Raw genomic sequence first — 14,569 nt, 5'->3', positions numbered from 1 at the left:
TCACGCCCGCTGGACACTTTCACGAACCCCGCTGGGCGCGGCGCAGCCCGTGGTACCAGGCCAGCGCCCTGCTCTCCACGAGGCGGAAGAGCAGGGACAGGACGAGGCCGATGAGGCCGAGCAGCAGGATGCCGCTCCACATGTCGGGGATCGCGAACCCGCGCTGGAACTGGACGATCGCGAAGCCCAGCCCGTTGCTGGCGGCGAACATCTCGCTGATGACCATGAGGATGATGCCGATCGACAGCGCCTGGCGCATGCCGGCCGCGATCTGCGGGCTGGCGCCGCGCAGTACCAGGTGGCGCAGCCTGGCCAGGCCGGTGATCCGGTACGAGCGGCAGGTGTCAGCCAGCACCGAGTCGACGGCGCGCACACCCTCGACGGTGTTGAGCAGGATCGGCCACACGCAGCCTGCCGCGATGACCACGACCTTCATTGTGTCGCCGATTCCCGCGAAAAGCATGATGACGGGGACCAGTACCGGTGGCGGGATCGCGCGGAAGAACTCGAGCACCGGCTCCAGTACGGCGCGGACCGCTCGGTTGCCGCCCACCAGTACGCCGAGGGCGATGCCCGTGACCACCGCGAGCGTGTATCCACCGGCCAGCCGCAGGAGGCTGGGCAGCACGTCGGTGCGCAGCCGGTCGCCGGTCCACACGTCGGGGAAGATGCGCAGGATCTCGCGCAGCGGCGGCATGTAGAAGTTGGTGCTGTTGGCGGTCGCGAACCACCACACCGAGAAGAGCACCGCGGGCAGCGCCACGGCCAGTACGACGCGGATCGCGATTCTCATACGACCACCTCGCCCCGCACCGACTGGTGCCACCGCAACAGCCAGCGCTCGACGCGCCGGGCTCCGAGGTTGATGGCGACGCCGAGCAGTCCGGTGACCGCCACGAGGGCGTACATGTCGGGGATCGCGTTCGACGCCTGCGCGACCGCGATCCGGCTGCCGAGCCCGGGCGCGCCGATGACGAGTTCCGCCGTGATGGCGAGGACAAGCGCGACCGCCGCCGCGAGCCGCACGCCGGTCATGACGTACGGCAGGGCGGTGGGCCAGAGCACGTACCGGATGCGCGCCCACAGGCCCAGCCCGTAGCTGCGCGCCGTCTCGTCGGCGACCGGATCCACATCCTGTACGCCATAGAGAACCTGGATCAGCACCTGCCAGAACGACGCGTACACGACGAGCAGGAGGGTCGACTGGAGCTCGGTGCCGTACATCAGCACGGCGAGGGGGATCAGCGCCACCGACGGGATCGGCCGCAGGAACTCGATGGTCGACGCCGTAACCGCTCGCAACCCCGGCACCGTGCCGATCACGATGCCGGCGACGACCCCGGCGACGACCGCGATGGCCAGCCCTATCGCCCACGCGACGAGGGTGTCCCAGAGGGCCTGCCAGAACCCGCTGTCGCCCACCTCACCGGCCAGCGCGCTCGCGATCCGGTGGGTGGGCGGCAGGAAGTCGGCCGGCACCAGGCCGAGGTACGGCAGCACCTCGACCAGCACGAGGAGGCCGGCGAGCCCGAGCAGCCCGAGCACCGCCTTCATGGAAGCAGCTTGCCCAAGTCTGGTGTCTTGTCACCGAACACGCCGTCGCCCTTGCCGAGCTGCGACAGCGTCTCCAGCGACGCCTTGTTGATCTCGGTGGGCCACTTCGGCAGCGTCAGCGTCTCCACTACCTTCGGGTCGATCTTCGTGTACGTGCCGAGGACCTTGCGCACCTCGTCGGGGTGGGCGTCGGCGTACGCCAGCGACTCGTTGATCGCTTCGGTGAAGCGCTTGACCAGGTCCGGGTCGTCTTGGATGAGCTTGGTCGACGCGAAGTACGTGGCGACGGTGAGGTTCGGCGCGGCGTCCACGTAGTTCCACGCGACGACCCGCCCGCCCTGCGCCTTGATGGCCGACAACGACGGCTCGACGACCCAGGCGGCGTCGACCTGGCCGGCGGCCAGCGCGGCGGGCATCTGGGCAAACGCGATCTCGGTGAACTGGATCGACTTCGGGTCGCCGCCGGCCTTGCGCACCGACTCGCGCACCGTGGTGTCGCCGATGTTCTGCAGCGTGTTGACGGCCACCTTCTTGCCGGCAAGATCCTTCGCCGACTGGATCGGGCTGTCGGCCTTGACCGTCACGCCGCCGAAGTCGGCACCGGCCTGGCCGGTGGAGGCGACGCCGTTGGCCACGATCTTGATCGGCACGTTCTTGGTCTGCGCGATCATCAGCGACGTCACGTTGCTGAAGCCGAACTGGAACTGCCCGCTGACCACGCCGGGCACGATCGCCGCGCCGCCCTGACCACTCTCCATCGTCAGGTCGATGCCGCGGCTGGTGAAGAAGCCTTTCTCCTTGCCGAGATAGATCGGTGCCACGTCGACGATCGGGATGACGCCGACGGTCACCTTGGTGCTGCCCTCCTGGCCGGTCGTCGTCTCCGGCGAATCCGAGCCGCCGCACGCGGTGGCGGCGACCAGGACGACAGCGGTGCAAAGGACAGCGAAGGGCCGTGCCATGGGACCTCCGAATGTGTGCTCTGTTGATATGTACGGATGGCGAACATCAGTTCTCCATATGAACGTAGGCCCGTGACGCGGCTCACGTCAATGGAGACCTTTGACAGCGTCGAGCCCGCAGACGTACGGTTCGCCTAGCGAACCGATGTTCTACACACGCACAAAGGGATGGTCGCATGGGGGAGATAACCTCGCTGCGGGATGCGATCGCCGACCTGGCCTTCGACGGTGCGACCGTGGCCCTGGAGGGCTTCACCCATCTCATCCCCGTCGCGGCCGGGCAGGAGATCATCCGGCAGGGCCGGCGCGACCTCACTCTCGTGAGGATGACGCCCGACATCGTGTACGACCAGATGATCGGCGCCGGCTGCGCGCGCAAGCTGGTCTTCTCGTGGGCGGGCAACCCCGGTGTCGGCTCGCTGCACCGGTTCCGCGACGCCGTGCAGAACGGGTGGCCGGTGCCGCTGGAGATCGAGGAGCACAGCCACGCCGGCATGGCCAACCGGTACGTCGCCGGTGCCGCCGGGCTGCCATTCGCGGTACTGCGCGGATACGTCGGCACCGATCTCGTGGCGCAGACGCCCAACATCAAGCCGATCACGTGCCCGTTCACCGGCGAGGTGCTCACCGCGGTGCCCGCCCTCAATCCGGACGTCGGCATCGTGCACGCCCAGCGCGCCGACCGGGCCGGCAACGTGCAGATGTGGGGCATCACCGGCGTACACAAGGAGGTCGTGCTGGCCTCGAAGCGCTCGCTGGTCACCGTCGAGGAGATCGTCGACCACCTCGACCCCCGGCCGGGCGCGGTGATCCTGCCGCACTGGGCGATCACCTACGTCGCCGAGGTGCCCGGCGGCGCCCACCCGTCGTACGCGATGGGCTACAGCGAACGCGACAACGACTACTACCAGGCGTGGGACGCCATCAGCCGCGACCGCGACGCCTTCGGCGACTGGCTCACCAGCACAGTCATGCGCGAGGTCCGCGCGATCCTCGGAGACCAAGCGTGAGCTGGAGCGCGGACGAGATGATGACCATCGCCGCCGCGCGGGCGCTGCGCGATGGCGCGCGCTGCTTCGTCGGCATCGGCCGGCCGAGTACCGCCGCGAACCTCGCGCGCCGCACGCACGCGCCTGACCTGGTACTGATCTACGAGTCCGGCACGATCGGAGCGAAACCGGGCACGCTGCCCCTTTCCATCGGCGATGGAGTACTGGCCGAAACCGCCGACACGGTCGTCTCGGTGCCGGAGATCTTCAACTACTGGCTCCAGCCCGGCCGGATCGACGTCGGCTTCCTGGGAGCGGCGCAGATCGACCGGTACGGCAACATCAACACGACGGTCATCGGCGACGACTACCGATCCCCTCGGGTGCGGCTCCCCGGCGCAGGCGGAGCCCCCGAGATCGCCGCGTCCTGCCGCGAGGTGATCGTCGTCGTCAAGCAGAGCCCGCGCGCATTCGTCGAGCGGGTCGACTTCGTCACCTCGGTCGGGTACGGCTCGGGCCCCGGCGACCGGGCCCGGCTCGGCCTCACCGGTCGCGGGCCCGCCCTGGTCATCACCGACCTGGGCATCATGGAGCCCGACCCGGAGACCGCCGAGCTGACCCTGACCCAGGTGCACCCCGGCGTCGCCCCGGCTCAGGCGACCGCCGCGACCGGCTGGCCGCTCGCCGTGGCCGGCACCCTGAGCACGACGCCCGAGCCGACAGCGGCAGAGTTGGCCGCACTGCGCGACCTGAACCGGCAAGCTGGACCCTAGAGGGGGCAACATGGGTTACCGACGCGATGACGGTGCAACGCATCCGCCGTTGCTCTCTCCTGGATACAAGTCCACGGTGCTGCGCGCGCCGAGCCAGGCCCCCATCCTGCTGCCGCACACGCTCACCGAGATCACCGGGCCGCTGCTGGGCGAGGGCCGGGTCAGCGCCGCCGACGCCGACCTGACCAAGCACCCCGACGGCGAGGCCACCGGGCAGCGCATCATCGTGCACGGCCAGGTGCGCGACAGCGACGGCCGGCCGGTACCCGACACGCTCGTCGAGTTGTGGCAGGCGAACGCCGGCGGGCGGTACCTGCACAAGTGGGACCAGCACGACACCCCGCTCGACCCGTACTTCACGGGAGTGGGCCGGGCGCTGACCGACTCGACGGGCCGGTACCGGTTCGTCACCATCAAGCCCGGCGCGTACCCGTGGGGCAACCACTACAACGCCTGGCGGCCCGCGCACATCCACTTCTCGCTGTTCGGCCGGGCGTTCACGCAGCGCCTCGTCACGCAGATGTACTTCCCGGACGACCCGCTCTTCCCCCACGACCCGGTCTTCAACTCGGTGCCCGAGGCGGCTCGCTCCCGGCTGGTCTCGCGCTTCGACCTGACCAACAGCGTCGAGGCGTGGGCGCTGGCGTTCGAGTTCGACATCGTGCTCCGCGGGCGGGAGCAGACGCCGATGGAGGACGCGCACGCATGAGTGAGACGCCGTCGCAGACCGTGGGACCGTTCCTCTCGATCGGGCTCCCGTGGCCCGATGGACCGTTCGTGGTACTGGACGCCGATCCGAACGGGTTCTGGGTGCACGGCGTCGTGACCGATGGCGCGGGTGAACCAGTACCCGATGCCCTGGTCGAAACCTGGCAGGCCGACCCGGATGGGCGCTTCGACCACCCCGACGACCCGCGTGGCGCGGTTTCCGGGTTTCGGGGTTTTGGGCGGTGTCCCACCGACGACACCGGCCGGTACGCGATCCGCACCCTCAAGCCGGGGTCCGTTCCCGGGCCCGGCGGAGCGCCGCAGGCGCCGCACATCGACGTGTCGGTGCTGGCCCGCGGCCTCCTGCACCGGGTGGTCACGCGCATCTACTTCGCCGACCACGCCGACGCGAACGCCGCCGACCCGGTGCTGCTCACGGTGCCCGACGACCGGCGTGCGACCCTGATAGCCGTGCCGGACGACGAGGGATACCGCTTCGACATCCGCCTCCAGGGCGAGCGAGAGACCGTCTTTTTCGATGTCTGAGCTGTTCGGCGGTGTGCTCGCGGCCGGTGCGGTCCGCGAGACGGTCGCCGACGCGGCCTGGCTCCAGGCCATGCTCGACGTCGAGGCCGCGCTCGCGCGGGCCTGCGACGCACCGGCCGATGTCGCCGCGGAGATCTCCGGTGCGTGCCGCGCCGAACGATTCGACATCGCCGAGCTCGGCGCCGCGGCGGCGGGAGCCGGCAATCCGGTGATTCCCTTGGTACGCGCACTGCGTTCCGCCGTCTCGCTGGCCGCCGCCGAATACGTCCACAAGGGAGCGACCAGCCAGGACATCCTCGACTCGGCCGCGATGCTGGTCGCGCACCGGGCGCTCGGCCCGCTCCTCGACGACCTGATGGGCGCCGCCGAGGCAGCGGCCCGGCTCGCCGAGGCGCACCGCGCCACCCCGGTGGCCGCACGCACGCTGCTGCAGCAGGCGTTGCCCACGACGTTCGGCCTGGTGGCGGCCGGCTGGCTCACCGCACTCGACCAGGCGATCGACCGCCTCGCCGAAGTGCGCTCGCACCGGCTGGCCGCTCAGCTCGGCGGCGCCGCCGGCACACTGTCGGCCCTCGCACCGTCCACTGTGGGCAGGTTGGCCGCTGAGTTGGGACTCACCGAGCCGATACTGCCGTGGCACACCGATCGCACCCGCGTCGCCGACCTGGCCGGTGCGCTGGGCACCGCCGCCGGTGTGGTCGGCAAGGCGGCCCGAGACATCGTCCTCTATGCACAGACCGAGGTCGGCGAGGTCAGCGAGGGCCGGCCGGGTGGCTCGTCCGCGATGCCGCACAAGCGCAACCCGGTCGCCGCCGTATCGGCCAGCGCGTGCGCGGCGCAGGCACCCGGCCTGGTCGCCACGCTGCTTGGCGCGATGGCCCAGGAACACCAGCGCGCGGCTGGCGGCTGGCACGCCGAGTGGCGTCCACTTCGCACACTGCTCCTGAGCACCGGATCAGCCGCGTACTGGCTCCGCGAATGCCTCACCAACCTGCGCGTCGACCCCGATCGCATGCGCGCCAACCTCTCCCTCACCGGCGACGCCATGATGGCCGAACGCGTAGCCGCGACTCTCGCCCCCTCCCTCGGCGTGGATGCGGCCCACGACAAGGTCCGCGCCACACTGGCGTCCGGCCAGTACCTGGCGGACGCCTTTCCGGAGGTGGACCTGTCCCTCGACACAGGCTATGCAGGATCCCTTGTGGACACTGCTATCCGCCACCACTCGTCCCGGGAGACGCTGTGAACGCTGTCGACGTGCACTACATCGTCGAAGGGCCCGCCGAGGCGCCGGTACTCGTGCTCGGCGGCTCGTTGGGAAGCACCCTGCGGATCTGGGACGCGCAGGCCGCGCGGCTCAGCTCGCGCTTCCGCGTCGTGCGGTTCGACACGCGGGGGCACGGTGAGTCGCCGGTGCCGCCGGGGCCGTACACGATCGCCGACCTCGGCCACGACGTGATCGCGCTGCTCGACCGCCTCGGCGTGTCCAAGGCGCACTTCTGCGGCGTCTCGCTCGGCGGCATGACCGGCATGTGGCTCGGCGCGTACGCCCCTGACCGGATCGACCGGCTGGTGCTGTGCTGCACGTCGGCGCGGCTCGGCCCCCCGGAGATGTGGGCCGAGCGGGCACGAACCGTCCGCGAGCAGGGCGTCGCCGCGCTGGCCGACACGGTCGTGGCGCGGTGGCTGACGCCGGAGTACGCGGCTCGCAACCCGGGGCTGGCGCGCGACCTGCGCGACATGATCGCCGCGACGCCGGCCGAGGGGTACGCGGGCTGCTGCGGCGTAATAGAGCACATGGACCTCACGGGCATCCTGCCCACCGTGCGCGCCGCCACCCTGGTGATCGCCGGTGCCGACGACCCGGCCACCCCGCCCACGCACGGCGCCAGCATCGCCGCCGCCATCCCCGGGGCCCGCATGGCGATCGTGCCGCACGCCGCACACCTCGCCAACGTGGAGCAGGCCGACACGGTAACCGCACTGATCATGGAGCATCTCGATGGCTGACCCGGCGTACGACGAAGGCATGGCGGTGCGGCGTGCGGTACTCGGCGACGCGCACGTCGACCGGGCCATCGCCAACACCACCGAGCTGACCGCACCGTTCCAGGACCTCATCACCCGGTACGCCTGGGGCGCCGTCTGGGGCCGCGACGGCCTCGACCGGCGCACCCGCAGTTGCGTCACCCTCGCCGTGCTGGCCGCGCTGCGCTGCGACGAAGAGCTGGCCATGCACGTCCGGGCGGCGCTCCGAAACGGCCTGACGGCTGACGAGATCGGCGAGGTGTTGCTGCACACGGCCATCTACGCTGGTGTGCCGGCGGCGAACAGCGCATTGGCGATAGCGCAGCGGGTGCTCGCCGAGGGGGAACGATGACCGAGCCGGGGCGCGAGGCCCACTTTGTACAGTCGTTGGAGCGCGGCCTCGCGGTGATCCGGGCGTTCGACGCCAACCACCCTGAGCTGACACTCAGCGAGGTGGCGCGCATCTGCGACCTGACCCGGGCCGCCGCGCGGCGCTTCCTGCTCACCCTCGCCGACCTGGGATACGTGCGCACGGATGGGCGGCTGTTCAGCCTGACCCCGCGCGTGCTGGAGCTCGGCTACGCGTACCTGTCGAGCATCTCGCTGCCCGAAGTCGCCGAGCCGCATCTGGAGCGGCTGGTGGCACAGGTACGCGAATCGTCGTCGGTCTGCGTACTCGACGGCGACGACGTGGTGTACGTGGCTCGGGTGCCCACCTCGCGCATCATGACCGTGGCGATCAACGTGGGCACCCGCTTCCCCGCACACGCCACGTCGATGGGGCGCGTACTGCTCTCCCACCTCACCGACGAGCAGATGGACTCATACTTGAGCCGGGCGAAGCTCAACCGGCTGACCGCGCGCACGATCACGACGACCGACGGCTTGCGGGCCGAGCTGCGACGGGTGCGGGCGCAGGGGTACGCGATCGTGGATCAGGAGTTGGAAGAGGGGCTGCGCTCGGTGGCGGCACCGATCCGCGACCGCACCGGAGCCGTTGTGGCGGCCGCCAACATCTCCGTACACGCCAGCCGCAACTCGGTCGAATCCATCCGCCGCGACCTCCTCCCCCACCTGTTGGCCACGGTCGCCCAGATCAACGCCGACCTCCACATAGCCTCCCCCCGATCCCACCGCACCGGCGCCTAGACCCCACTCCCCCTCCGTGATCAGGGCGTCCCTCAAGTCGCTCTAGCGACTTGAGGGACGCCCTGATCACGAACCCGCCGCTGCGCGGCCGGGCCTCGCGCCGTCGGCGCGAGGCAGCAAAAACGCTGAAGTTGCGGCATCACGGGCGACCGGAGGCCGCAAGTTCGGCGTTTTCGCCCCAACGCCCGCGAGGGCCGCGGACCCGCCACAGACCGGCGCGGCGCGGGCGCGACGGGTGGGGGTTAGGTTGGCCAGCGTGAACGCGGACGTGACGACGTAAAGTACGCCGATCGCCAGGAACGCGCGGATCCACGGTCCGATCGGCAGGTACGCGATGCCGACGCCGACCGCGACCATCGAGGCGGCGAACGACAGTCCAGCCTGGACGAAGAACGCGGTGGTGTCTTGCGTTGGATTGGAACGGTCATACACACAGCGTGCGGCAACGGTGTACGCCAGTCATGGGGGTGCGGGCTCAGGAATGTCAGCCACCTGGCGGACGTTCCCTGAGTACCCAAGCTGAAAGATGGGTAACTAACCGCAAGAGAGCGGCAGCCGATGCGAAAGTCCTCGCCGACGTACTGCCAAGGGGCTGCGACGGTGGGCGACAGGGGGCGCGAGAGCGCCCCCATCGGTACGTAGTGTGGATGCTCATGACGAGCCCGCCGCCGCCCGGCACGCCTTACCACCGACTGGCTCGCACCGACCGGCACCGCTGGTGGCGTCCGATCCTCGGCACGGTGGCGGTTCTCGCGGCCTACATCTTCGTTCTCACGGCGGCTGGCTGCGTGGTGGTCGTGGTCACGGAGTTGGGGCGGCTGCCGAAGACCGCGGACGGCTTGCCTGACGTCGGGCCGATCGCCGGCACGGCCGGGCTGTTGCTGAGTCTGGCCATTTTTACGCCGCTGCTGCTCATGGCGGCGTGGCTCATACAGCGCCGGCCGGCGGGGACGCTGGTGTCGGTGACCGGCCGGCTGCGGTGGCGGTGGTTGGGCACGTGCGCGTGGGTGGCGCTGATCTTCGTACTTGTGCTGATCGGTCTGGGCTCGGTGATCGGCGACGATGTGGCGCCCGCGGCGGCGACGTGGGTGGGGTGGCCGGAGTTCCTGCTCGCCACGGTGATGCTCGTGCTGCTCGTGCCGTTGCAGGCCAGTGCCGAGGAGTTTCTCTTCCGAGGGTGGCTGCTGCAGGCGGTCGGGGCGTACCTGCGGGGGCCGTGGGTGCCGATCGCGGTGCAGGCTGTGCTGTTCGGCGCGGCACACGGTTGGGGTACGCCGTGGGGCTTCGCCGCGCTGGCCGTGTTCGGCGCTGCGACGGGTTGGCTGACGGTACGCACCGGCGGCTTGGAGGCCGGCATCGCCCTGCACGTGCTCACGAACCTCGTCGCGTTTCTGGTCGCGGCCGCCCTCGGTGACCTCGACACCGACGAGACGCTGGCCGACGCGCCCGGTTACCTGGCCGCCCTGGACATGGTGGTCGTGTGCGGGTTCGCGGCGGTGGTGCTGGTGCTCGCCAGGCGTCGCGGGCTGGCTGACGTCGTACCCGATCCGTCGCCGTGGCCGCGGCCGGCACCGCCGCATCCGCCGGTGTGGCACGCACCGCCGCTCCATCCGGCGCAGCCGGAGCCGGTCGTCAGCCTTGAAGAGCCGGCTCCTTAGGCGCGTCAGCCGCGGAAGCCGCCTCCGCGGGCGGTGTCGAGGCCGGGCCGGGAGTCGATGTCGACGCGCTCAACTGCTCCCAGAGCATGCCGAGCTGGTGCGCGAGCGCCCCCACGATGGCGGGCACGATCGGCAGGATCCAGTCGGCCACGATGCCGCGGTGCGGCAGGTTCAAGATGAGTACCGCCGCGGCGGCACCGCCGAACCCGTGAGCGAGCGCCCGCCAGACAGCCTTGCCGGCGTGTCCCACCGCGGCGCGCCGGGCTGCCCGGTCACCGAGATCGGGAAAGCCGGCGAGCGCCCGAGCGTCGCGCCTGCCGAAGTTGAGCCCGGCCACCACTGCGGTGGCGGAGGTGCCCACGACGGTGGCCACCAGGAGGCTCCGGGTCAAAAGCATCAACAATCCGAACGCGGCTCCGCCTACGCCGACAGCGACTGCGGCGCGGATCCACTCCTTCTTGTCGCCCGGATACCAGTAGTACTTCGTGGTGCCCTCAGAGACTTGCTTGACGATCCGCCCCATCGCGGTGCTCACCCCACTGGCCGTAACCTGCATCGCAGTCGGTCGTTACAAAGCGTAGTTAGGCGATTACGAGGCGCGCGTGGGCTTTCTGAAAACGCGTGTCATTCTCCCGAATCCTGAGACAGCGGTCGGACCGCCGGGCCGCCCAGTACGGTGCCGTCGAGGTCGAACCGGGAGCCGTGGCAGGGGCAGTCCCAGGAGTTCTCGTCGTCGTTGTACCGCACCACGCAGCCCAGGTGGGTGCAGCGCGCCGAGAGCGTGACCAGCGCGCCCGCCTCGTCACGGCGGGCCGCCACGAGCCGCATGCCCTGGCGGAAGACGCCCGCCTCACCCGGCTTCAACCGCGATGGGTCACCGGCGATCACCGCCCGCACCCGATCACCGACGAAGTGGGCGGCCACCTCCGCGTTGTCACGGGCGAAGTCGACGGCCGACTGCCGCACCGAGAGCCGCCCCGGGTCGTAGATCCGCGCCCACGGGTTGTCGACACCCATGATCAGATCGCTGATGAGCAGGCCGGCCAGCGTGCCGTTGGTCATGCCCCACTGCCCGAACCCGGTGGCGACCCACAGATGATCGCCGCCGAACGGGTACCGCCCGATGAACGGCAGCCCGTCGACCGTGGTGTTGTCCTGTGCCGACCAGCGGTACTCGATGCCGCCCAGGCCGAAGCGGCCGACCGCCCAGCGCCCCAGCGACTCGTGCCGGGCGAGCGCGTCCGAGGCGGTACCGGTGCGGTGGTGCTCGCCCAGGACGATCACCAGGGAGCCGGCAGCCCGCACGGAGTGGTGGGTGTCCATCGACAGGTACATGCCGTCGGGGACCAGGCCGTCGACTGGCGTACCGGCCACGACGAGGTCGCGCACCGGCGCCATCCGGGCGAAGAAGAAGCCGCGGTCCAGGAACGGCGTGTGCGTCGCCACCACCACGTCGCGGGCCCGCAGCCGCCCGAGCTCGGTGGCCACCACGCCGCCGCTTACGTCCAGAGCACGCGCGCCCTCGACGATGTAGCTGCCGTCGCCGGGGATCTCGGCGGCGAGCGCGGCCAGCCAGCGCACCGGATGGAACTGCGCCTGCCCGCGCACCGCCACGGCGCCGGCCACCGGATACGGCAGGTCGACGTCGTCGACGTACTCGGCGCGCAGTCCCGCCTCGGCGGCGGCCTCCGCCTCCCGTTTGAGCTCGTCGCGGTGTCCGGATCCCTCCGCGTAGACGTAACTGTCCTGGATGGACAGATCGCAGTCGACGTCGAGAACGGCCGACTCGGAGCGGATCCAGTCGAGCGCGGCGAGCTGCCCCGCCGCGTACCCGGCCGCCGTGCCGGCCCCGAACCGCCCCTTCAGCTTCGCGTAGATCGCGCCGTGCTGGGCGCTGACCTTGGCCGTGGTGTGCCCGGTGACGCCGCCGAGCAGCCGGCGCGCCTCCAGTAGGGCCACCGTGCGGCCGGCGCGCTTGAGCAGGTACGCCGTCGTGATGCCGGCGATCCCGCCGCCGAGCACCGCGACGTCGACGTCGGGGAGGCCGGTGACCGGCGGAGGCACCTCGGGCGAAGCGCTCGCGAGCCAGTACGACCTGGGCTCCGGAAGCTTCATGCCCGGTTATGTACCCCGGGGAGGCCCGATCAGAACAGGATCGTCGCGAACTCGCCCGCGGGGCGGAACCCGCAGCGGGCGTACACGCGTCGGGCCCGCTCGTTGTGACCGTTGACGTACAGGCTGACCGTCGGCGCCACCCGCCGCAGCGAGTCGCGGACCACCGCCGCCATGGCCGCCGCCGCCAGCCCGCGCCCGCGCCAGTGCGGCGCCACCCAGACGCCCTGGACCTGCGCGGTGTGCCGGGTGACGACGGCCAGCTCGGCCTTGAAGACCACCTCGCCGTTCAACACCCGGGCGTACGCGCGGCGCGACCGCACCAGCTCGTTGATCCTTCGGCGGTACCCCCGGCCGCGGTCGTCGCCCATCGGTGAGACGCCGACCTCTTCGGTGTACATCGCCACAGCCGCCGGAAACAGCAGGTCGATCTCGTCGGGGCGGACGAGGCGCACACCGGGGTCGGCTGACACGGCGGGCGGGGCGTCCGCGACGAGCAGCGGCTGGTGCGGCCGGACGTCGCGCGCGGCACCCCAGTACGGAACGAGTCGCTCCCACAGGCCGAGCACCGCGTCGGCGCGCCCGACGATCGACGAGCAGCCCCGCTCTTCGCCGAGGATCATGTCAGCGAAGGCGGCCACCGCTGACGGGCTGGCCAGTACCGGCGTCAGGTGACCGCCGAACCAGCACAGCGACTCCAGGTGGCGGCGGGACCCGTACCCGTAGATCCGCCCGTCGGCGCGCCACCACGACAGGCCGTGCGTGGCGACCCGCTCAGCCACCTGCGCGCCACCGATGGGGTCGTGGTCGAGGATCCTCTCGACCGCTCCCCGCTCGGCTTCGCCGAGCTGGCGCACGGGCATCGTCAGCACATCTACCAGCCTGCCAGATCAGAGCCCAGAGAGCATCGCCTTGCGATCACGCGGAGCCGCGCACGACCAGTTCGGTCGGGAGTATGACCGCCGCGGGCGGCTCGCCGGCGATGTGGCCGAGCAACAGGCGCACCATCTCGCCGCTGATCCGGCCCAACGGGTGCCGGATCGTGGTAAGCGGGGGTGTCGAGGACAAGGCCACTTTGGAATCGTCGAAGCCGCCGACCGCCACATCCTCGGGCACCCGCTTGCCGGCCCGCCGCAGCGCGGCGATCGCGCCGGCGGCCATGAGATCGGAGCAGACGAACACCGCGTCGATGTCGGGCGCCTGCGCCAGCAGCCGCTCCATCGCGGCCTCACCGGACGCCTGGGTGTAGTCGCCGCTGACCACCAGCCGGCGGTCGCCCTCGCCGAGCACGTCGTGGTATCCGGCGAGCCGGTCGACGCCACCCGACGTGTCGAGCGGCCCCGTGATCGTGGCGATCGTCCGGTGCCCGCGTGACCGCAGGTAGGAGACCATCTGCCGCGCGCCGTCGCGGTCATCGGCGGCCACGTACGAGATCTCGCGCTCGTGCCCCAGCGGCCGCCCGCAGGTGACCACCGGCAGCCCTCGGCCCTTCAGCTCCCGCAGCAGCGGGCTGCCCGCGTGGTCGGAGACCAGCAGCGCGCCGTCGACGTGACCGGCCGTCACGTACCGCCCGACCCGCTTGCGGTCTTCTTCGGTGCCGGCGATGGTCAGCAGCAGGGTGATGTCGTGGTCGGCGAGCGCCCGCGTGCAGCCGCGCAGCAGCACGTTGAAGTTGGGGTCTTCGAAGAGGCGGTCCTGCGGCTCGGAAAGGATGAACGCCACCGAGTCGGACCGCTGGGTCACCAGGCTGCGGGCGTGCTGGTTGACCACGTACCCCGTCTTGCGGATCGCCCGCTGCACCGCCTCCAGGGCCGGCCCGCTGACGTTGTGCCCGCCGTTGAGCGCGCGGGACACGGTGCCGCGGGACACGCCTGCGACGGCGGCCACGTCGTCCATGGTCGGCCGGGCGCGGTGCGATCGCGAGTGGTTTGGCACCTGCTTATTGTCCGTCACGACTTTGACCGCTCCGGAGCGTAGGGACACCTTGACAGGTGTCATTGTAAGCGCTCACAGTGTGTCGGCAGTGTTTCGTACGTAACTCCTCGTCACCTGACTGTGAGCGCTCACATGAAGAAGTTACGAACCGCTAC

17 protein-coding genes are annotated in these 14,569 nt (G+C 70.7%); 9 read left to right on the top strand and 8 right to left on the bottom strand.

Annotated features, from left to right (window positions below; genetic code table 11):
- Positions 1 to 19: 19 nt before the first annotated feature.
- From QMG73_RS34695 to QMG73_RS34685, 3 genes are read right to left on the bottom strand one after another with little or no spacing between them, the layout of a single operon-like run.
- The gene (locus QMG73_RS34695) at positions 20 to 793 is read right to left on the bottom strand and encodes an ABC transporter permease (RefSeq protein ID WP_281902893.1); all 774 of its coding nucleotides are present in this window, start codon (positions 791 to 793) and stop codon (positions 20 to 22) included.
- Positions 790 to 1,554 carry an ABC transporter permease gene (locus QMG73_RS34690; protein WP_281902890.1) on the bottom strand — a complete coding sequence of 255 codons (765 nt, stop codon included), beginning with the start codon at positions 1,552 to 1,554 and terminating at the stop codon, positions 790 to 792. The genes QMG73_RS34695 and QMG73_RS34690 overlap by 4 nt, the downstream gene beginning before the upstream one ends.
- On the bottom strand, positions 1,551 to 2,516 hold the full coding sequence (locus QMG73_RS34685) for an ABC transporter substrate-binding protein (RefSeq protein ID WP_281902888.1): 966 nt from the start codon (positions 2,514 to 2,516) through the stop codon (positions 1,551 to 1,553). The genes QMG73_RS34690 and QMG73_RS34685 overlap by 4 nt, the downstream gene beginning before the upstream one ends.
- Positions 2,517 to 2,692: 176 nt before the next feature.
- Here QMG73_RS34685 and QMG73_RS34680 point away from each other — a divergent pair, with 176 nt between their 5' ends.
- Genes QMG73_RS34680 through QMG73_RS34645 form a run of 8 tightly spaced genes read left to right on the top strand, consistent with a single transcriptional unit; the run spans position 2,693 to position 8,709 of the window.
- Positions 2,693 to 3,526: a CoA transferase subunit A gene (locus QMG73_RS34680; RefSeq protein ID WP_281902886.1), complete on the top strand. Its 834-nt coding sequence runs from the start codon at positions 2,693 to 2,695 to the stop codon at positions 3,524 to 3,526.
- Positions 3,523 to 4,278, top strand: a complete 756-nt coding sequence (locus tag QMG73_RS34675; RefSeq protein ID WP_281902885.1) for a CoA-transferase subunit beta — start codon at positions 3,523 to 3,525, stop codon at positions 4,276 to 4,278. Before QMG73_RS34680 ends, QMG73_RS34675 begins: the two co-directional genes overlap by 4 nt.
- A 10-nt stretch (positions 4,279 to 4,288) precedes the next feature.
- The gene (gene pcaH / locus QMG73_RS34670) at positions 4,289 to 4,987 is read left to right on the top strand and encodes a protocatechuate 3,4-dioxygenase subunit beta (protein ID WP_281902884.1); all 699 of its coding nucleotides are present in this window, start codon (positions 4,289 to 4,291) and stop codon (positions 4,985 to 4,987) included.
- Positions 4,984 to 5,532, top strand: a complete 549-nt coding sequence (gene pcaG / locus QMG73_RS34665; protein ID WP_281902883.1) for a protocatechuate 3,4-dioxygenase subunit alpha — start codon at positions 4,984 to 4,986, stop codon at positions 5,530 to 5,532. Before pcaH ends, pcaG begins: the two co-directional genes overlap by 4 nt.
- The gene (gene pcaB, locus QMG73_RS34660) at positions 5,525 to 6,778 is read left to right on the top strand and encodes a 3-carboxy-cis,cis-muconate cycloisomerase (RefSeq protein ID WP_281902881.1); all 1,254 of its coding nucleotides are present in this window, start codon (positions 5,525 to 5,527) and stop codon (positions 6,776 to 6,778) included. The genes pcaG and pcaB overlap by 8 nt, the downstream gene beginning before the upstream one ends.
- Positions 6,775 to 7,542: a 3-oxoadipate enol-lactonase gene (gene pcaD / locus QMG73_RS34655; protein ID WP_281902879.1), complete on the top strand. Its 768-nt coding sequence runs from the start codon at positions 6,775 to 6,777 to the stop codon at positions 7,540 to 7,542. The genes pcaB and pcaD overlap by 4 nt, the downstream gene beginning before the upstream one ends.
- Positions 7,535 to 7,912, top strand: coding sequence for a 4-carboxymuconolactone decarboxylase (gene pcaC / locus QMG73_RS34650; RefSeq protein ID WP_281902877.1), 378 nt, complete (start codon positions 7,535 to 7,537; stop codon positions 7,910 to 7,912). Before pcaD ends, pcaC begins: the two co-directional genes overlap by 8 nt.
- Positions 7,909 to 8,709 carry an IclR family transcriptional regulator domain-containing protein gene (locus tag QMG73_RS34645; protein WP_281902875.1) on the top strand — a complete coding sequence of 267 codons (801 nt, stop codon included), beginning with the start codon at positions 7,909 to 7,911 and terminating at the stop codon, positions 8,707 to 8,709. Before pcaC ends, QMG73_RS34645 begins: the two co-directional genes overlap by 4 nt.
- A gap of 66 nt (positions 8,710 to 8,775) precedes the next feature.
- Here QMG73_RS34645 and QMG73_RS34640 read toward each other — a convergent pair whose 3' ends face one another.
- A complete protein-coding gene (locus tag QMG73_RS34640; RefSeq protein ID WP_281902873.1) occupies positions 8,776 to 9,141 on the bottom strand; it encodes a YiaA/YiaB family inner membrane protein in 366 nt (121 codons plus the stop codon).
- Between the two features lie 221 nt (positions 9,142 to 9,362).
- Between QMG73_RS34640 and QMG73_RS34635 the strand changes: the two genes are divergently transcribed.
- Positions 9,363 to 10,367, top strand: coding sequence for a CPBP family intramembrane glutamic endopeptidase (locus tag QMG73_RS34635; RefSeq protein ID WP_281902871.1), 1,005 nt, complete (start codon positions 9,363 to 9,365; stop codon positions 10,365 to 10,367).
- Here QMG73_RS34635 and QMG73_RS34630 read toward each other — a convergent pair.
- The 4 genes from QMG73_RS34630 to QMG73_RS34615 form a co-directional block, all read right to left on the bottom strand.
- Entirely contained in the window at positions 10,342 to 10,902 is a 561-nt protein-coding gene (locus QMG73_RS34630) for a hypothetical protein (RefSeq protein WP_281902869.1), read from the bottom strand. The genes QMG73_RS34635 and QMG73_RS34630 overlap by 26 nt on opposite strands.
- 89 nt (positions 10,903 to 10,991) lie before the next feature.
- A complete protein-coding gene (locus QMG73_RS34625; RefSeq protein ID WP_281902867.1) occupies positions 10,992 to 12,482 on the bottom strand; it encodes an FAD-dependent oxidoreductase in 1,491 nt (496 codons plus the stop codon).
- A 29-nt stretch (positions 12,483 to 12,511) separates the two neighbouring features.
- Complete coding sequence (locus tag QMG73_RS34620; protein ID WP_281902865.1) at positions 12,512 to 13,351, bottom strand: GNAT family N-acetyltransferase; 840 nt, start codon at positions 13,349 to 13,351, stop codon at positions 12,512 to 12,514.
- A gap of 46 nt (positions 13,352 to 13,397) precedes the next feature.
- Positions 13,398 to 14,375, bottom strand: coding sequence for a LacI family DNA-binding transcriptional regulator (locus QMG73_RS34615; protein WP_281902968.1), 978 nt, complete (start codon positions 14,373 to 14,375; stop codon positions 13,398 to 13,400).
- Positions 14,376 to 14,569 lie beyond the last annotated feature (194 nt).

Source organism: Phytohabitans aurantiacus (assembly GCF_027923225.1).
In the GTDB taxonomy this organism is placed as follows: Bacteria; Actinomycetota; Actinomycetes; order Mycobacteriales; family Micromonosporaceae; genus Phytohabitans; species Phytohabitans aurantiacus.
The sequence above is the reverse complement of the archived record's forward strand: the minus strand, read 5'-3'. Positions and strand labels throughout refer to the sequence as shown.